This window comes from Massilia sp. TSP1-1-2 (assembly GCF_049896185.1).
GTDB lineage: Bacteria > Pseudomonadota > Gammaproteobacteria > Burkholderiales > Burkholderiaceae_D > Telluria_A.
In genome coordinates, this window is sequence record NZ_JAFCTU010000003.1 from 48,456 (window position 1) to 65,426 (window position 16,971).

The following is a 16,971-nucleotide window of genomic DNA, read 5'->3' on the forward strand; positions in this document are numbered from 1 at the left end:
AGGTTTGGAAGGCTCCGGCTGCGCGTGATGATGCGCGCAGCCGGTGCAAGCCGCCCTTCAAGACCCATCTTCTTCCCCTTCAATTGTCCCGCAGCGCTCCAGGCGCCGTTGTCCCCGCCAGACGCGCGTCATCCATCGGTCCGCTGCCGCTGTACTTGTCCAGGTACAGGTACATCACGGGCGTGATATACAGCGTAATGACTTGCGAAAACAACAGGCCGCCCACCACGGCCAGGCCCAGCGGCTGACGCAGTTCCGCGCCGGCGCCCAGACCCAGCGCGATCGGCAGCGCGCCCATCAGCGCGGCCAGCGTGGTCATCATGATGGGCCGAAACCGCAGAATGCAGGCCTGGCGGATCGCCTCATGCGGCGCCAGGCCCTCGTTGCGCTGCGCGTGCAGCGCAAAATCGATCATCATGATAGCGTTTTTCTTGACGATCCCGATCAGCATCAGGATGCCGATAATGGCGATCATCGTCAGGTCCAGGCCGAACAGGCGCAGCGTCAGCAAGGCGCCCACCGCCGCCGACGGCAGCCCGGCCAGGATCGTCAGCGGATGGATGAAGCTTTCGTACAGCACGCCGAGCAGCACATAGATCACGCCCAGGGCAGCGACAATCAGAATCACCTGCGAGGATTGCGAATCCTGGAACACTGCGGCGTCGCCACCGTACTTGGTGATCACGGAGGCCGGCAGCTTCATCTGCACGCCCATCTTGTCGATCTTGGCCGTGGCCGCGCCCAGCGGCACGTCCGGCGCCAGGTTGAACGAGAGCGTGATGGCTTGCAATTGCCCCTGGTGGTTCACCGAGGTCGGCCCGACGGTGCGCTCGACGCTGGCAAAACTGCCCAGCTGCACCAGCTGGCCGGCCTTGCTGCGCACCGACACGCGCGCCAGCGCGTCTTCCGACTGGCGGTCGGCGGGGGCCGCTTCCAGGATCACGTTGTAGCTGGCTGCGGCCGAATAAATGGTCGAGACCTGGCGCTCGCCAAAGGCGGCGTACAGCGCGCTGCGCACGTCGGCCAGTTGCACGCCCATCGCATTGGCCTTGTCGCGGTCGATGCGCAAGGTCGCTTGCAGGCCGCGGTTTTGCGAGTCGCTGGTGACGTCGCGGAAATCCGGATCGGCGCGCAGCTGCTCGAGGTATTTGTTGGCCCATTCGCCCAGCGCGTCCGAGCTCACGCTTTGCAGCGTGTACTGGTAGCGGCTCTTGCTGGGCCGTCCGCCCAGCTGCAGGTTCTGGATCGGCGACAAAAACACCGACACGCCGGCGATCTGGCGGGTCGACTTGCGCAGGCGGTCGACCACGACCGGCATCTTGTCGCGTTCGGTGCGCGGCTTGAGCGCAATGAAGCCGCGCCCGCTGTTGCCGCCGCCCGAAAACGACGTCACATCCTGCACATCGCGGTCGGCGCGCACCACTTCCACCACTTTCTGCTGCAGCGCGAACATGGCCTCGGTCGAGGTGTCTTCGGCCGCTTCCACCGTCATGCGCATCTGGCCCAGGTCTTCCTCGGGGAAGAAGCCTTTCGGAATCGTCATGAACAGCCAGACGGTTGCCACCAGCGTGGCCAGCAACACCATCAGCACCACGAAGCGGTGCAGCAGCGCCCAGTCGAGCGTGCGCGTGTAGCCGCCCCGCACGCGCTCGAAACCGGCTTCGAAGTGGCGCCCGATGAAGCTCTTTTCGCCCTCCCCCGTTTCCACGTGCGGCGGCAGCAGTCGGCTGGCCAGCATCGGCACCAGCGTGAGCGACACCAGCGCCGAGACAATTACGGCCAGGCCGACGATGACGGCAAATTCATGGAACAGCAAACCGATCACGCCCGGCATGAAAAAGATCGGAATGAACACGGCCACCAGCGAAATGGAAATCGAGACGATGGTAAAACCCATTTCGCGCGAACCGACCAGCGCCGCATCCACCGGCTTTTTGCCCATCTCGATATGGCGCACGATATTTTCCAGCACCACGATGGCGTCGTCCACCACCAGCCCGACGGCCAGCGTGATGCCCAGCAGCGAAACGTTGTCCAGGCTGTAGCCAAAAGCGTACAGCAGCGACAAGGCGCCCAGCAGCGAGATCGGCATCGTCACCGCGGGAATGAAGGTGGCGGCGGCGCGGTGCAGGAACAAAAAGATCACCAGCACCACCAGCGCCACGGTCAGCGCCAGCGTCAGGTTGACGTCGTGGATCGCTTCGCGGATCGACACCGAGCGGTCGTTGACCAGATTGATCTTGATCGAGGCCGGCACCTGGGCCTGGAAGCGCGGCAGCAGCTTGCGCACCGCATCGACCACCTGCACCGTGTTGGCATTGGGCTGGCGCTGCACCAGCAATACGATCGCGCGCTCGCCGTTGTAGCTGCCGGCCGTCTTGACCGACTGGTAGCTGTCTTCGACCACGGCCACGTCGCGCAGGCGCACCGGCTCGCCGTTGCGGGTGGCCACGATCAGTTCCGAAAACGCGGCCGCGTTCATCAACTGGGGATTGCCCTGGATCGTCATGGTCTGGCTGGGGCCGTCGATCACGCCCAATGGCGCGTTCGAGTTGGCCGCCCGCAGCGCGAGGGCCAGTTCGTCCATCGACAGGTCGCGCGCCTGCATCAGGTCCGCCTTGGCGCGCACCCGCACCGCAAAGCGCTTCTGGCCATTCACGGACACTTGCGCCACACCGGGCAGCGTCGACAGGCTGGGCGCGATCAGGTTTTCCGCGTAGTCGTTCAGTTCCGACAAATTCATCGACGGCGACGTCATGGCCATGAACAGCACCGGCGCGTCGGCCGGGTTGACCTTGCGATAGGACGGCAACTCCGTCATCTCTTGCGGCAGCTGGCGCTGCGCGCCCAGCAGCGCTGCCTGGACATCGATGGCGGCCACGTTGACGTCGATGCTGGGATCAAATTCGAGCGTGAGCGAAGTCGAGCCCTGGGTGCTGGTGGAGGTGATCAGGCTGATGCCGGAAATGGTCGAAAACTGCTTTTCAAGCGGCAGCGCGACCGACGAAGCCATGGTTTCGGGACTGGCGCCGGACAGGTTGGCCGACACATTGATGACCGGCGTGTTATAGCTTGGCAGCGCCGCGACCGGAATGCGCAGGTAGGCCAGCACCCCCACCAGCACCAGGCTGAGCGAGAGCAGGATCACCATCACGGGACGGCGGATACACAGTTCTGACAGATTCATTTCGGCTCCGCCTTGGCGGCGCGCCGGCCTTGGCTCTTGTCTTTGCCCTTGTCTTGGCCCTTGCCTTCGCCGCCAGCGCTGGCGCTGGCGCTGGCCAGGCGTACCTTGCCGCCCGGGCGCAAATTCTGCTTGCCTTCGGTGATGACCTTCTCCCCGCCGGCCAGGCCCGTGACGACCGCCTCCAGGCCAAAGCTGTGCACGCGCGTGACCGGCACCGCTTGCGCCTTGTCGTCGGCGTCGACCACGTACACCGAGGTGCCGCGCGTGCTCGTGATGATGGCGGCCTGGGGAATCACGATCGCGTCCTTGAGGATGCGCACAGTCACCTGCGCGTTGGCGTACTGGCCGGGCCACAGCAGCGTGTCGCGGTTGTCGAAGCGTGCCTTGACGCGGATGGTGCCGGCCTTCGGGTCGACCGTGTTGTCGATGAAGGAGAGCTTGCCGACCACGGGAGCGGCGCCGCCGGTGTTCGCCTCGACTGCCACGGCGCCTGCACGCTGCGCGGCCAGCAGGTCGGCCAGCGCCGACTCGGGCAGCGTAAAGGCGACGTCGACCGGATCGAGCTGGGTGACGGTGGTCAGCGACGTGGCCGGCTGCACCAGGCTGCCCGGGAATACATTGATGGCGCCGACCCGGCCTGCCATCGGCGCGCGGATGGCGCTGTAGCTGGCGGCCACGCGTTCGGCCTGCAGCGTGGCCGCGCCCGCACCGATGCCGGCACGCGCCGCTTCGACCTGGCTGCGCAGAGTGTCGAGCGCGCTGCTGGCGATGAACTTTTGCTGGTACAGTTCTTCGCTGCGCTTGTACTGGCGCTCGAGGTCGGCCAGCGCGGCGCGCTCGCGCGCAATGCCGGCTTGCGCCTTGTCGACGTTGGCGCGGTCGGCGCGATCATCCAGCGAAAACATTAATGTACCGGCCTTGACGAACTGGCCTTCCTTGATATGCACGGTGCGGATGGTGCTGGTGGTTTGCGGATGCAGGTCGACGCTGCTGACCGGCGTGACGCTGCCGCTGGCCTGCAGCACCACCGGTACGTCGCGCTTGACCGGGGTGACGACATTGACGACCGTCGGCATCTGGCCGCCCTTGCCACCTTTTTCACCCCTCTCCCCGCCGGCCGCAGTGGCGGGCGGCGCGTCGGCGCGGGTGAAGTGCCAGGCGGCGCCGGCGGCTAAGGCGGCGGCAAGGACGAGGACGATGGCGGTCTTGTTGTTTTTCATGGGTGTGATGGCCGCTCTGGCGGCGGCGCTGAACTCTCTGGTAAGTGGAATTTATTTTCTGGTGTAGTACTCGGGCAGTACCAGTGTGACTTCAAGGCCGCCGTCGGGATGGTTGCACAGGCTGATGGAGCCGCCGTGCTGCTCGGCGATGTTGCGCGCGATGGTCAGCCCCAGGCCGGTGCCGCCCGACTCGCGCGAACGCGACAACTCGACCCGGTAGAACGGCTCGAACACGCGCGCTTGCTCGATCGGGGCGATGCCGGGTCCGTTGTCGCGAATCCGGATGCGCGCTGCGCCGCCGGCACTGTCGACCGTGACCACCGCCTTCTTGCCGTACTTGACGGCGTTGTCGATCAGGTTGACCAGGCAGCGCCGCAAGGCCATCGGCCGGCCCATCAGCGCGCGGTTGGCGCTGCCGATGACTTCGACCTGCTGGCCGGCATCGGTGGCGTCGCAGCACACGCTGCCCAGCAGCGAATCGAGGTCGAGCGGCTGCATCGTTTCAGTGGTGTCCATCGAGCGCGCCAGGTCCAGCCCTTCGCGCACCATTGCCTGCATCGCCGACAGGTCGTCAACGAGGCGCTGCTGCAATTCGTTGTCGCCCACTTTCTCCAGCCGCAAGCGCATCCGCGTGAGCGGTGTTTGCAGGTCGTGCGTGATGGCCGCCAGCATTTGCGTGCGCTGGAAAATGTGCTGGCGAATGCGCGCCTGCATGGCGTTGAAGGCGGCGCTGGCCTGCCGGATTTCGCTCGCGCCGGCCAGCGCGAGCGGCGGATGGTTGATGTCGTTGCCCAGGTCCTTGGCCGCCTGCGCCAGCTGCTTGAGGGGGCGCGTAGTCATGCGCGCAACCAGGTAGGCGAGCGCGGTGACGCTGACCAGGAATACGGCGAACACAATGCGATAGTCCGACTGCTCGCCTTCGAGCGAGGAGGCCGGCGGCAGGATCAGCAGGCGCAGTATTTCGCCGTCGCGCATGCGCACATTGATGCTCTCGCACACCCCCGGCCAGATCCGTTCGGTGGGCCAGAACAGGCTGTACTGCAAACGCGGCACGTTGCAGGCGGCGGGCCGCTCGGCCAGCGTCTGCAGCTGGTAGTGCGCGCCGATGCGCGCGGCCAGCGCCGCGGTGAACTTGGAGGGCGCGCGCGCCAGCCTGGCCGGCGCGTCGGGTTCCTCGAGCCGGATGCCGGGCCGGTTTGCCGAGAGCAGGTAGGCGGCGCGCGCCGACGAAGGCACGATTTCGGCCGAGTAGATCAGCTGTTCGGAACGCTCGAGCGCGGCGTTGTCGCGGTAGTCCTGGAACCAGCGGTACTGCTGCTCTTCGACCAGCACCTCGGCCAGAATGGCGGAAACGACGGTGCCAAAAAACAGGGTCAGGAACACGCGCCCGGTCATCGAACCCAGAAAAGCCTTCACGCCGGCGGCTCCACGGTGACCTGGCCGGCCAGCACGTAGCCGCCGTTGCGCACGGTCTTGATAATTTGCGGCAGGCGCGCGTCTTCGCCCAGCTTTTGGCGCAAGCGGCTGATCTGGATGTCGACCGAGCGGTCGAACGGATCGGCGTCGCGCCCCTGCGTGAGGTTGAGCAGCTGGTCGCGGTTGAGCACGCGGTTGGGGTGCTCGAGGAACACGCGCAACAGGCGAAATTCCGCGCCCGACAGCATGATGACGATGCCTTCGGGATTGAGCAGGTGGCGCGCCGTCAAGTCCAGCGTCCAGCCTGAAAAGCGCATTCGCTGGGCGTGATCGAGCGGGGTGTTCGATGGCATTGCATGGCTGCGGCGCAGCACGCTCCTGATGCGCGCGAGCAGCTCGCGCGGCTCGAACGGCTTGGGCAGGTAATCGTCGGCGCCCATTTCCAGGCCCAGGATGCGGTCCAGCGGCTCGTTGCGGGCGGTGAGCATGATGACCGGCAGCGAAGACGTGGCGCGCAGCTTGCGGCACAGCGTCAGGCCGTCGTCGCCGGGCAAGTTCAAATCGAGCACGATCAGCTCGGGCCTGGCCTCGTCGAGCACCTTCCACATGCCGGTGCCGTCGGCCGCGCTCAGCGCCCGGTAGCCGTTCGCTTCGAGATAGTCGGCCAGCAGCGAACGGATGTCGCGGTCGTCGTCGACGATCAGAATGGTAGAAGGATTATCCATGCTCGCAATTATGTCCACTTACCGGCGCCGTGAATAGCGACTTTGTATCGTTGTGTATATACCAAAGGGACCGAAACAAATCGATACAAACTCGTCGGCTGGCGACATGCCGCGCTTACATCTGCGGCGCAGCATGAAGTTGCACCTCGCACATTTCACACAAAGGATCTATATGAACACCCTGCGCAAAAGCATCCTCATCGGCATGACGGTATTCGGACTGGGCGGCACCACGCTGGCGGTCCAGGCTAGCGACGCCCCGACCACGAAACACGAACAAAGGCAGGCCAAATGGGGCGAGCACGCCGCCGCGCGCGAACAGAAGCTGCATGACGCGCTGAAGCTGACGCCGGCCCAGGCCGGCGCCTGGACCACTTACGCGGCGGCGGTCAAGCCGGCCGCAGGCAAGGAACGGGGCGAACGCGGTGCATGGAAGAGCATGCCCGCGCCCGAACGCATGGGAAAAGGCGTCGAGATGGCCAAGCAGCACCTGGCGACGATGGAAACGCGCCTGGCCGCCACCACCGCGTTCTACGGCGTGCTGACGGCGGAGCAAAAGGCGCTGTTCGACGCGAACAGCATGCATCACCGCCGCCACGGCGGGCATGGCATGCACGGTTGATACCCTGCTGCGGCAACCGGCAGGAAGGCGCTTCGGCGCCTTTTTGCATTGGCTGATTGTATAGACATTGTAACTAAATGCAATGTACGTACCGATAGAACTGGACCGGTGATTTACGCTAGGTGTATGCTTAATTTATCTTAGCGGCAAGATCTTGTAATCATTGGGAATAGTATGGACAAGCACATCTACGACAAAACCGACAAGGGCCGCGAGGAAATCGCCACGCGCAAATACCATATCCCCGCCAAGCTGCGTTCCGTGCTGCTCATGGTCGACGGACATCGTCCGCTGGAAGTGCTGATGAAAAACTTCGGGCCGCTGGGATTGGCGCTCGATCATATCAACGAATTGCTCAAGGACGAGTACATCGTCCTAGTCGACGCCGGTGCGCCCGAGACGGTAGCGGAGGCGGAACACGCCAAGGACCACGGGCCGTCGGCGCGCGCGCGCATGGCGGCGCGGCGCGAGGCGGCGCGGCGCGAGGCGTCGGGACGCTCGCACAGCCATGAGGATGTAGTACATGCGGCTGCCGGCGACTCGCCTGGCGGCAGTGCGGCTGGCGCAGGGCCCGAGGGAATGTCCACTGCCGAGCGCCATGTCGCCTTGAACGAGTTTTATACCCAGACCATCAAGAGCACGCTCGGGCTGCGCGGCATGATGCTGCAATTGAAAGTGGAACGATGCGCGGGAATCGACGACTTCCGTCAACTGCGCGACGTCTACCTGGAAGCGGTGCTCAAGGCCAAGGGCCGCGAAATGGCATTGAGCCTGTCGGGCCGCCTCGATCAATTGCTGGGCATCGAGCAGGCTGAAAAAGCCCTGTCCTGAAAGCCTTTCCTAACAAGCCATTCCCCTAGTTCAATTTCAGCAGCGACGTCGTGAACTTTTGCGCGTCCTGGTAGCCGACCACGCGGCTGTCGGCAATTTCGGCGCCCTGCGCGTCGAACAGGATGATCCCCGGCGGCCCGAACAGGCCGAAGCGCTTGAGCATCGCCTTGTCGTCGGCATCGTTGGCCGTCACGTCGACCTGAAGCAGCAGCGTATTGGCCAACCGTGCCTGGACGTTCGGATCGGTAAAGGTCAGCTTTTCCATTTCCTTGCACGATACGCACCAGTCGGCGTAAAAATCGAGCATCACGGTCTTGCCGCCCGTGGCAGCGAGCGCGGCGTCGAGCTGCGCCACGGTCTTGATGCGCTTGAAGGCCAGGCTTGCCTTGTGCTTGCCGGTGATGTGCGCGAGCGGCGCCAAGGCGTCGCGCCCGCCGGTGGCGACGCCCGTCAGTTCCAGCGCGCCCAGCAGCGCGAACAGCGCGCCGAGCGTCATGCGCACCCAGTGGCCCCGGCCGCGCAGCAAGTGAAAGCCGTAGGCGAGAAACAGCACGCTCCAGGCCACCATCGGCAGCACCGGCGGCAGCACGGGCGCCACCATCCACACCGCCATCGCCAGCATCAGCACGCCGAACAGTTTTTTTACGCCGTCCATCCAGGCGCCCGCGCGCGGCAGCAGGGAGCCGGCCGACAGGCCGACCAGCAGCAGCGGAATGCTCATTCCCACCGCCATCGCAAACAGCGCGGCGCCGCCGATGACGACGTCGCGCGTCTGGCTGATGTAAACCAGGGCGCCGGCCAGGGGCGCGGCCACGCAAGGCCCCACGATCAGGGCAGAAATTGCGCCCATGATGAACACGCCCGCCAGCTTGCCGCCGGACTGGCGCGACGACGCGTTGACCAGCCGGTTTTGCCAAGCCAGCGGCAGCTGCAGCTGGTAGTGGCCGAACATCGACAGCGACATGCCGACGATCAGGAGCGCAAAGGCGCCCAGCACCCACGGATTTTGCAGCGCCGCGGCCAGGCCTTCGCCAACCAGGCCGGCGGCCACGCCGAGGGCCGTGTAGACGATCGCCATGCCCAGCGAATAGGTGAGCGCGAGCGTAAAGCCGCGCGCGCGCTTGACCTGCGCGCCCTCGCCCACGATGATCGACGCGAGGATCGGCACCATCGGCAGCACGCAGGGCGTGAATGCCAGGCCCAGGCCGAGCAGGATAAAGGCCGGGACGATCACGAGCAGCTTGCCGCCACCGAGCACTGACGCGATGCCGGTCAGTTCGGACGGCGCGGCGGGGGCACTGACGCCATCGGCCGGCGCCAATGCCTGGCCGGCGCCAGGCAAGGCGCCTACCAGACGCGCGCTGGCGTCTTGCGGCGCGTAGCACAGGCCGGCGTCGGCGCAGCCTTGCGAGCTGGCCATCAGCGTGAACATGCCGTTGGCGCGCACGGGAATGGTAATCGTGACGCTCTTGCGGTAGGTTTCGACGTTCTTCATGAACGTTTCGTCGTACTTTACCTTGCCGTGCGGAATGCGCGGCTCGCCCAGCGTGGCGCCGGTGGCGGTAAACTTGAGGCGTTCGCGGTACATATAGTAGCCGTCGGCGATGTCGTAGGTGACGGCCACGGTCTGCGGGTCGAGCATGCGCGCCGAAAACTTGAAGGCCGCTTCCGGATCGAGATAGTCGTCGGCCGCGAGCGTCGGCGCGGCCGCCAGCAGCAGCGAGCAGGCCAGCAGCAGCCACGCGAGCGCAGCCTTGAGGGTAGAACGGTACATGACTTCCTTTCGCGAAACCAAGCGGAATAGTACACCGGAGGAAGCGTTCGCGTCGGTGCAGGCTGGGTTTTCTTGACTTGACCGGGTATAACGGGCGTCTGCCTACTTGCCGGCCTGCCCGGCGCCGTGGCCGGATTGCGCGGCGCGCAACCCATCGGCGGGGGCCGTATCGTCCAGTTCCTTCTGCAGCGTTGCCAGGTTGCCATTGATGGTCTGGTAGGAAGAGATGATCTGATTGAGCAAACGATACGTTTCGTGCGCATCGACCACGCCCATCTGGGCATTGCTGAGCGCATCCATCATGCGCGGACCATCCAGAAAGCTATTGCCGCCGGTGATGGAAATCGACTGTATGTCGCGCATGGATGCGTATGCAACGGAATAGCGCTTCAGCGCGTCGGCCTGCATCCAGCTCACGGCCTGGTTGGCGACCGCCACGTCCCAGGCCTCGCGCCGCAGGGTGGGCGTGCGAATGCTCAGCGCAAAGGCACCCCGGTAGTCGCCAAGCAGGCGCTTTTTCAATTCCTCATCGCTTTTCTTGGCATGAATGTCGGCCAGCAAAGCTTCGCGGATCAGCGCCAGTTTGTCCTCCTGCTGTTGGTTATACACGCGGAATGCCTTGATCTGTTCAATGTTGGCCCGGATCTCCGCATCGATCTTCTCGCTTGCTTCATGCGCGACCGTCCGATGATGCAGTGTCTGGGCGCCGTGTTCGAGCGCCAGCGCGGTCAGGATACTGATGACGATCATCAGATATTCGCCGCCAAATTCTTTCAATGACGAAGCTTTCGGGACTTCAAAATGCATACATGGTTTCCGGATCGAAGAGTTGGGGCGACCAAAATACCTGACACTGATATTGCGAATTGTCATTTTCAGAAGGCGACTGCACCATTTTGTTGACCCAGACGGCGACTGTGCATACGATTCCTGACTTACTTTTGTCAGTAGCCGCCTTCACCATCATCGACTATGCTGAATACTCCTATGCACAGAAGTGAGGTGCGGGCGTGGCAACAGAAATACAGCGCATAGCCGAGCAAGGGGTCTTGACACTGCCGGATGCTGCCTGGGAGCAGGCGCGACAACGAATGGATGTCGTAGGGCCGCTCGCGGCACTTGATTTTGTCGGACATCAGGCCGCCGATGACGCCGCGTACTCGTTGGGCTTGTCCCGGAGGCAGGTATACGTCTTGATCCGGCGCGCACGCCAGGGCTCCGGCTTGGTCACGGACTTTGCGCGAGGTCAGTCCAGCGGCGGTAAAGGGAAGGGGCGCTTATCGGAGCCGGTCGAGCTCATCATCCGCGACCTGTTGCAAAAGCGGTTTCTGACCCGGCAGAAGCGCAGCCTGGCGGCGCTGTATCGTGAAATAATACAGGCGTGCAAGGCACAGAAGCTGCGGGTGCCGGCACGCAACACTGTAGCTTTGCGCGTCGCCAGCCTGGACCCGCGAAAAGTGGTGCGCAGCCGGGGTGGCCAGGATGATGCCCGTGATTTGCAAGGCGTCGGCGGCCTGCCTCCAGAAGTCACTGCGCCACTTGAACAAGTTCAAATCGACCATACAGTCATCGATCTGATTATCGTGGACGAGCGTGACCGGCAGCCCATTGGACGCCCTTACCTGACAATCGCCATCGACGTATTCACGCGCTGCGTGCCCGGTATGGTGGTCACGCTGGAAGCCCCGTCCGCCGTCTCGGCCGGCCTTTGCCTGGCCCACGCTGCCTGCGACAAACGCCCGAGCTTGGAACGTCTGGATGTGGAAATGAATTGGCCGATGAGCGGCAAGCCCAAGCTGCTCTATCTGGATAATGCTGCCGAGTTCAAGAGCGAGGCGCTGCGCCGTGGCTGCGAACAGCACGGCATTCAGTTGAGTTATCGACCGCCGGGCCTGCCGCACTTTGGGGGCGTCGTGGAGCGAATCATCGGCACCGCAATGCAGATGATCCACGAATTGCCGGGCACGAGGTTTTCCAACCCGAACCAACGCGGCAAGTACGATTCGGACGGCATGGCGGCGTTGACGCTGCGCGAATTGGAACGCTGGCTCACCCTGGCAATCGGTGCCTATCACGGCTCTGTGCACGGAACTCTGCTCCAGCCGCCGGCGGCGCTATGGGCCGATGCCGTGGCCCGTTCCGGCACGCCGGCCATCGTCACGCACGCAACCGCTTTCCTTGTCGATTTCCTGCCGGTGATCCGACGCGCACTGACCCGGACGGGCTTTGTCATCGACCACATCCACTACTATGCCGACGCGCTCAAACCATGGATCGCCCGGCGCGGAAGCTTGCCGGCATTCCTGATCCGGCGCGACCCGCGTGATATCAGCCGAATATGGATTCTGGAGCCGGAAGAGCAGCATTATCTGGAAATTCCCTACCGTACCTTGTCCCATCCCGCCATCACGTTGTGGGAGCAACGCCAGGCGCTGGCCAGCTTACGGCAGCTCGGGCGTGAACAGGTGGATGAGGCCGCGCTGTTCCGCATGATCCGGCAAATGCGCGACATCGTGGATACTGCTCAGCACACTACGCGCAAGGCGCGGCGCGATCAGGAACGGCGGCAGCATCTCAAAACGCAATCGCCATCGGGCAAGCTTGCGCCGCCGGTGACTGACGTACCTGATGCCCAAACCGAAGGCCAACCGGCTGCTATGCCATTTGGCCAGATCGAGGAATGGTAGCCATGGACGAATTTCCTGCCATCGACCTATCCCACCTGCTGCCGGGAGCACAGGGGCTGGCCCGTCTGCCGGCTGCCGAGCGTATTCAGCGCATCCGTGCCGACCGCTGGATTGGCTATCCGCGCGCGGTCGATGCGCTGAACCGGCTGGAAACCCTGTTTGCGTGGCCGAGCAAACAGCGCATGCCCAACCTCTTGCTGGTCGGCCCGACCAACAACGGCAAGTCGATGATCATCGAGAAATTCTGCCGTACCCACCCCGCCACATCCACCGACGATCAGGAACACATCCCGGTTCTGTGCGTGCAGATGCCATCGGAGCCATCGGTCACGCGCTTCTATATGGCCTTGCTCGCCGCCATGGGCGCGCCGCTGCGCCCGCGCCAGCGGCTGCCTGAGATGGAGCAATTGGCGTTGTCGTTGCTGCGCCGCGTCGGTGTGCGCATGCTGGTGATCGACGAGCTGCACAACGTCCTTGCCGGTAACAGCGTGAGCCGGCGGGAATTCCTCAATCTGCTGCGCTTTCTTGGCAACGAGCTGCGCATTCCGCTGGTCGGGGTTGGCACGCGCGAGGCGTACCTTGCCATCCGGTCGGACGATCAACTGGAAAACCGATTCGAGCCCGTCATGCTTCCATTGTGGGAGGCCAACGATGACTGCTATTCGTTGCTGGCGAGCTTCGCCGCGTCGTTCCCGTTGCGGCGAAGCTCGCCCATCGCCACGCCGGATATGGCCCGCTATCTGCTAACCCGCAGCGAGGGCACCATCGGCGAACTGGCACATCTGCTGATAGCGGCGGCCGTCGCCGCTGCGGAAAGCGGAGAGGAAGCCATCAACCACCGCACGCTTAGCATGACCGATTACGTTGGCCCCAGCGAGCGGCGCCGGCAGTTCGAGCGGGAGTTGATGTGAGCCAGGCGCAACGCTGGCCGCTACATCCGGCCCCCAAGGAAGGCGAGGCATTGTCGTCCTGGCTTCATCGTGTCGCCGACTGCTACCAGATGGACATGCGCGAGCTGCTGGAGCATGATCTTGGCCACGGCCAGATCGACGACCTCGACACTGCGCCGCCGATACCGCTGTTGATAGCCCTGGCTCAGCGCAGCGGCATCGAGCAAGACCGTCTGCGCTGCATGAGTTTCGCCGGCTGGACGCCGTGGCTGCTGGACAGTCTTGACAACTCGGTTCCGTCCGCCCTGGAAACCTATGTTTTTCAGCTATCAGTTCTGCTGCCGAAGGGGCGTCGAAAAACGCGGTCGATCATGAGCTGGCGCGCCTGGCTGCCGATGCAGCCGCTGCGTCGGGCGTGCCCGCCCTGCATTCGCGACTCGGCGGAACATGCGCTGCCACTCATATGGCAATTGCCGTTGCTATTGAGCTGCCCGACGCATTGTTGATGGCTGGAGCCCTATTGGGGAGGGACTGGGACGTTCATGGGCTGGGATGACGCTTCATGTGGGCAGCGGCCGGCCAGTGCGCCGATTTCGGCGATGGACCGGCGCACCTGGCAGGCACTCACAACAGGATACGTCGAGCTACCGCGCCGCCGGGTCCATGCCGGACTTTGGTTTCGGCTGCTGCGCACTTTGTTGGACGAGCTGAACACGCCGATATCGCTGTGCGGATCATACGGTGAAGCTATCCGTTACGTATGGGAGCGATGCGGCCACCCGCTCCGTGCCGGACAGAGCCAATGGCAGGCCTTTGAGATTTTAGCGGACTCGGTGCAGTTGCAAATGCTGGAGGCGGCGGCTACAGCCACCGGGTTGATCGAATCGCAGATTTTGAATGCAGCCGGAGAGTTCGCTGGCTTGTTCGTGCAAGAGCCGCAGAGAGAATTCACAAACGGTCTGCCGGTACACGTGGGATCGGAAGAACCCGTCAACTACTGGCGAAAGGCGGCCGAAGCAATTGAAGAGGCCGTTCTTGATGCTCGACACAATCCCGAAACGGCACGTTCGCTATTCCGGTTGGCGTCGTACGGTCGGAACGACCCTGCTTCTTTGGAGCAACTTAGGGCGATATTTGCTAAAGAGCAAATTCCAGCCGAATTTCTGTTACATTATGAGCCAGCGGAACCCTTTACATGTCATACATTAAGTAACGGGTTAAGTGACAGTTTTTGATGATTGGCAAGTGACAGGACGGACTGTCACACAATCGACCGTATAAGTGACAGACGAAATCATGTTAATTGGATACATGCGGGTCTCGAAGGCCGATGGTTCGCAAACGACGCACTTGCAGCGAGATGCGCTGGAGTTGGCCGGTGTCGACCCGAAGCATCTCTATGAAGATCAGGCATCAGGCAAACGGGAAGATCGTCCCGGCTTGGCCGCCTGTCTCAAAGCGCTGCGCCAAGGTGATACCCTGGCGGTTTGGAAGTTGGACCGGTTAGGCCGGGATTTGCGTCATTTGATCAATACAGTGCATGACCTGACGGCGCGCGGGGTGGGACTGAAGGTGTTAAACGGCCACGGCGCAGCAATCGATACTACAAACGCCGCTGGCAAACTAGTTTTCGGTATATTTGCCGCCTTGGCTGAGTTCGAGCGCGAGCTAATTTCCGAGCGCACTGTCGCCGGGTTGGCATCTGCGCGCGCTAGAGGGCGTAGCGGCGGGCGGCCGTTCAAGATGACGCCTGCTAAGCTTCGCCTAGCGATGGCTTCCATGGGCAAACCAGAAACCAACGTGACTGGGCTTTGTAAAGAACTTGGCGTCACGCGGCAGACTCTGTACCGGCATGTCTCACCCAATGGAGAATTGCGGCCAGACGGCGAAAAGATTATTAACAAGCCATAATTATTGGTTATGATTGGCTTGGTTGCTAAAAATACGGCCCAAGTCAACCTAGGCCGCTATTTCTTTAAAAAATGCACTGCTGCACTAACATGCTTTACCTTAGATTGCTCGGCGTACGTCCATTCACCATTTACTGGGAGTTTAAAAGAATGAGTGCTCAAGGGGAACACATTTTTAACGCAATTCCTGACCTATTAGAAGAGTCGTTTCCAAAACTTGATCGGAGAATCAATCCAAACGGGGCTATCGAAAGACGTACCGCCGCAGCGGCTACCATCTTGGAATTAAGAAATATTTATGTGGAGTGCAAAACTGCAAGGGACAACCAGGAATTCCGGAGTGCTCCAATAGGGCATGCTGCGAACTCATACCGCTATTCCCAGTTTTGTCAGGATACGAGAGATTCTCTAGACAATATCATGTCCGGAGTTCCGGATTTATACGCCCGTGGGTACACTATACTGAACAAGCTGTTGAATGATTTTGAGCATTTCACAACTGATCAGACCGCGCGAAAAGCAAAACGCGATTCACTCGCTTCAAATCGCCGGCAGGATTTTGATAATTGGTATAATAAAACTTACGATTTAATGTATGCATCGTTTAAGAAATTACGGGATGCAGCAATTGTGGTTAACGCGACGCGTGAAATTTAATTGTCGCAAAGAGAACGTATTATAGTAGATGCACGATGCACTATGGAACCGTTGACTATTAAGGTTTGTAGATTTATTCGCGGTTAACTTTAACTCAACGGTTCTCTTTGATCTCTTCCACGCCCTCGCAGCCCGAGTCGCTAAGCGCTGCTCTCTCGACACGGCGTAGCGACACGTGTGCTGTACGCTTGTCTCACGTCCGAGACATTCCTGAACAGGCATTTAGCTGCTGAGCGCGGTTGCTGAGTTCCAAGCGTGCTTTGTTAATAGAGCGCACCCACGGGTATCGCATGCGCGCGTGCCGAAGGAAAGACTTTGAGCCGGCCGCCAGCGCTAACGATAGTACAGCAAATCGAAGCAATCGCCCGTCTCGCGGCGGGGGAGTCCATCGCCAAGGTAGCCCGTGACTTTACACGACACGCCAGTCCATCATGCGGGTACGGGCTAAGCATGTTTCAGTTGGTGCAACCGACTCCAGACATTCGAGCAGTCGCCTTCTGAAAATGACACGAATTTCGCAACCTGGCTCACAAGGGACGAAAAAAAACCAGGCATCGCCTGGCTTTTTCTTCGTATCACGGACTAATTACTCAGCCGTTGGAGCATCTTCAACGTTGGTGACGTCCGGACGATCCATCAATTCAACGTAGCACATTGGCGCATTGTCGCCGACGCGGAAACCCATTTTCAGGATACGCAGGTAGCCGCCATTGCGGTTTGCGTAACGTGGGCCGAGTTCAGCGAACAGCTTCAACACCATTTCGCGGTCGCGCAGGCGGGCGAATGCCAGGCGCTTGTTGGCCAGGGTGTCGGTCTTGCCCATGGTCAGGATCGGCTCGATAACGCGGCGCAGTTCCTTCGCTTTTGGGACGGTGGTCTTGATGGCTTCATGACGCAGCAGGGAAACGGTCATGTTGCGCAGCATAGCCAGGCGGTGGGACGAGGTACGATTCAGCTTGCGAAGGCCGTGACGGTGACGCATGGTAATTCCTTTCGAGTTGTTTAAATCCAGCTCTTCGATCACTCACTGAGTGCGGGCCGGTTGATAGCTT

Annotated in this window: 13 protein-coding genes and 1 pseudogene; 7 read left to right on the top strand and 7 right to left on the bottom strand. The window is 62.0% G+C overall.

Going from position 1 to position 16,971, the window contains the following annotated elements; translation table 11 throughout:
* Positions 1 to 79: 79 nt before the first annotated feature.
* Genes ACP7BV_RS03315 through ACP7BV_RS03330 form a run of 4 tightly spaced genes read right to left on the bottom strand, consistent with a single transcriptional unit; the run spans position 80 to position 6,548 of the window.
* Positions 80 to 3,187, bottom strand: a complete 3,108-nt coding sequence (locus ACP7BV_RS03315) for an efflux RND transporter permease subunit (RefSeq protein WP_426101497.1) — start codon at positions 3,185 to 3,187, stop codon at positions 80 to 82.
* On the bottom strand, positions 3,184 to 4,407 hold the full coding sequence (locus tag ACP7BV_RS03320) for an efflux RND transporter periplasmic adaptor subunit (protein WP_426101499.1): 1,224 nt from the start codon (positions 4,405 to 4,407) through the stop codon (positions 3,184 to 3,186). Before ACP7BV_RS03320 ends, ACP7BV_RS03315 begins: the two co-directional genes overlap by 4 nt.
* 51 nt (positions 4,408 to 4,458) lie before the next feature.
* Entirely contained in the window at positions 4,459 to 5,823 is a 1,365-nt protein-coding gene (locus ACP7BV_RS03325; RefSeq protein WP_426101501.1) for an ATP-binding protein, read from the bottom strand.
* Positions 5,820 to 6,548: a response regulator gene (locus tag ACP7BV_RS03330; RefSeq protein WP_426101503.1), complete on the bottom strand. Its 729-nt coding sequence runs from the start codon at positions 6,546 to 6,548 to the stop codon at positions 5,820 to 5,822. The genes ACP7BV_RS03325 and ACP7BV_RS03330 overlap by 4 nt, the downstream gene beginning before the upstream one ends.
* A gap of 172 nt (positions 6,549 to 6,720) precedes the next feature.
* Here ACP7BV_RS03330 and ACP7BV_RS03335 point away from each other — a divergent pair, with 172 nt between their 5' ends.
* Both ACP7BV_RS03335 and ACP7BV_RS03340 read left to right on the top strand, forming a co-directional pair.
* A complete protein-coding gene (locus ACP7BV_RS03335; protein ID WP_426101505.1) occupies positions 6,721 to 7,170 on the top strand; it encodes a Spy/CpxP family protein refolding chaperone in 450 nt (149 codons plus the stop codon).
* 174 nt (positions 7,171 to 7,344) lie between these two features.
* A complete protein-coding gene (locus ACP7BV_RS03340) occupies positions 7,345 to 8,001 on the top strand; it encodes a hypothetical protein (RefSeq protein ID WP_426101507.1) in 657 nt (218 codons plus the stop codon).
* A 25-nt stretch (positions 8,002 to 8,026) separates the two neighbouring features.
* Here ACP7BV_RS03340 and dsbD read toward each other — a convergent pair whose 3' ends face one another.
* Positions 8,027 to 9,775 (bottom strand): protein-disulfide reductase DsbD, encoded by a 1,749-nt coding sequence (gene dsbD / locus ACP7BV_RS03345; RefSeq protein WP_426101509.1) that lies wholly within the window; start codon positions 9,773 to 9,775, stop codon positions 8,027 to 8,029.
* A 102-nt stretch (positions 9,776 to 9,877) separates the two neighbouring features.
* The gene (locus tag ACP7BV_RS03350) at positions 9,878 to 10,582 is read right to left on the bottom strand and encodes a hypothetical protein (RefSeq protein ID WP_426101511.1); all 705 of its coding nucleotides are present in this window, start codon (positions 10,580 to 10,582) and stop codon (positions 9,878 to 9,880) included.
* Between the two features lie 242 nt (positions 10,583 to 10,824).
* Here ACP7BV_RS03350 and ACP7BV_RS03355 point away from each other — a divergent pair, with 242 nt between their 5' ends.
* The 5 genes and pseudogenes from ACP7BV_RS03355 to ACP7BV_RS03375 all read left to right on the top strand — a co-directional run bounded on the left by ACP7BV_RS03355 (position 10,825) and on the right by ACP7BV_RS03375 (position 15,919).
* Positions 10,825 to 12,462, top strand: coding sequence for a transposase (locus tag ACP7BV_RS03355; protein WP_426101513.1), 1,638 nt, complete (start codon positions 10,825 to 10,827; stop codon positions 12,460 to 12,462).
* A 2-nt stretch (positions 12,463 to 12,464) separates the two neighbouring features.
* Positions 12,465 to 13,373 carry a TniB family NTP-binding protein gene (locus tag ACP7BV_RS03360; RefSeq protein ID WP_426101515.1) on the top strand — a complete coding sequence of 303 codons (909 nt, stop codon included), beginning with the start codon at positions 12,465 to 12,467 and terminating at the stop codon, positions 13,371 to 13,373.
* Positions 13,370 to 14,587: pseudogene (locus ACP7BV_RS03365) on the top strand (TniQ family protein). The gene ACP7BV_RS03360 and the pseudogene ACP7BV_RS03365 overlap by 4 nt, the downstream one beginning before the upstream one ends.
* Before the next feature lie 61 nt (positions 14,588 to 14,648).
* The gene (locus ACP7BV_RS03370) at positions 14,649 to 15,263 is read left to right on the top strand and encodes a recombinase family protein (RefSeq protein WP_426101517.1); all 615 of its coding nucleotides are present in this window, start codon (positions 14,649 to 14,651) and stop codon (positions 15,261 to 15,263) included.
* 89 nt (positions 15,264 to 15,352) lie between these two features.
* Positions 15,353 to 15,919, top strand: a complete 567-nt coding sequence (locus ACP7BV_RS03375) for a hypothetical protein (RefSeq protein ID WP_426101519.1) — start codon at positions 15,353 to 15,355, stop codon at positions 15,917 to 15,919.
* Between the two features lie 586 nt (positions 15,920 to 16,505).
* On the opposite strand, the gene rplQ is transcribed toward ACP7BV_RS03375, so the two are convergent.
* Positions 16,506 to 16,901, bottom strand: a complete 396-nt coding sequence (gene rplQ, locus ACP7BV_RS03380) for a 50S ribosomal protein L17 (protein ID WP_426101880.1) — start codon at positions 16,899 to 16,901, stop codon at positions 16,506 to 16,508.
* Between the last annotated feature and the right edge of the window lie 70 nt (positions 16,902 to 16,971).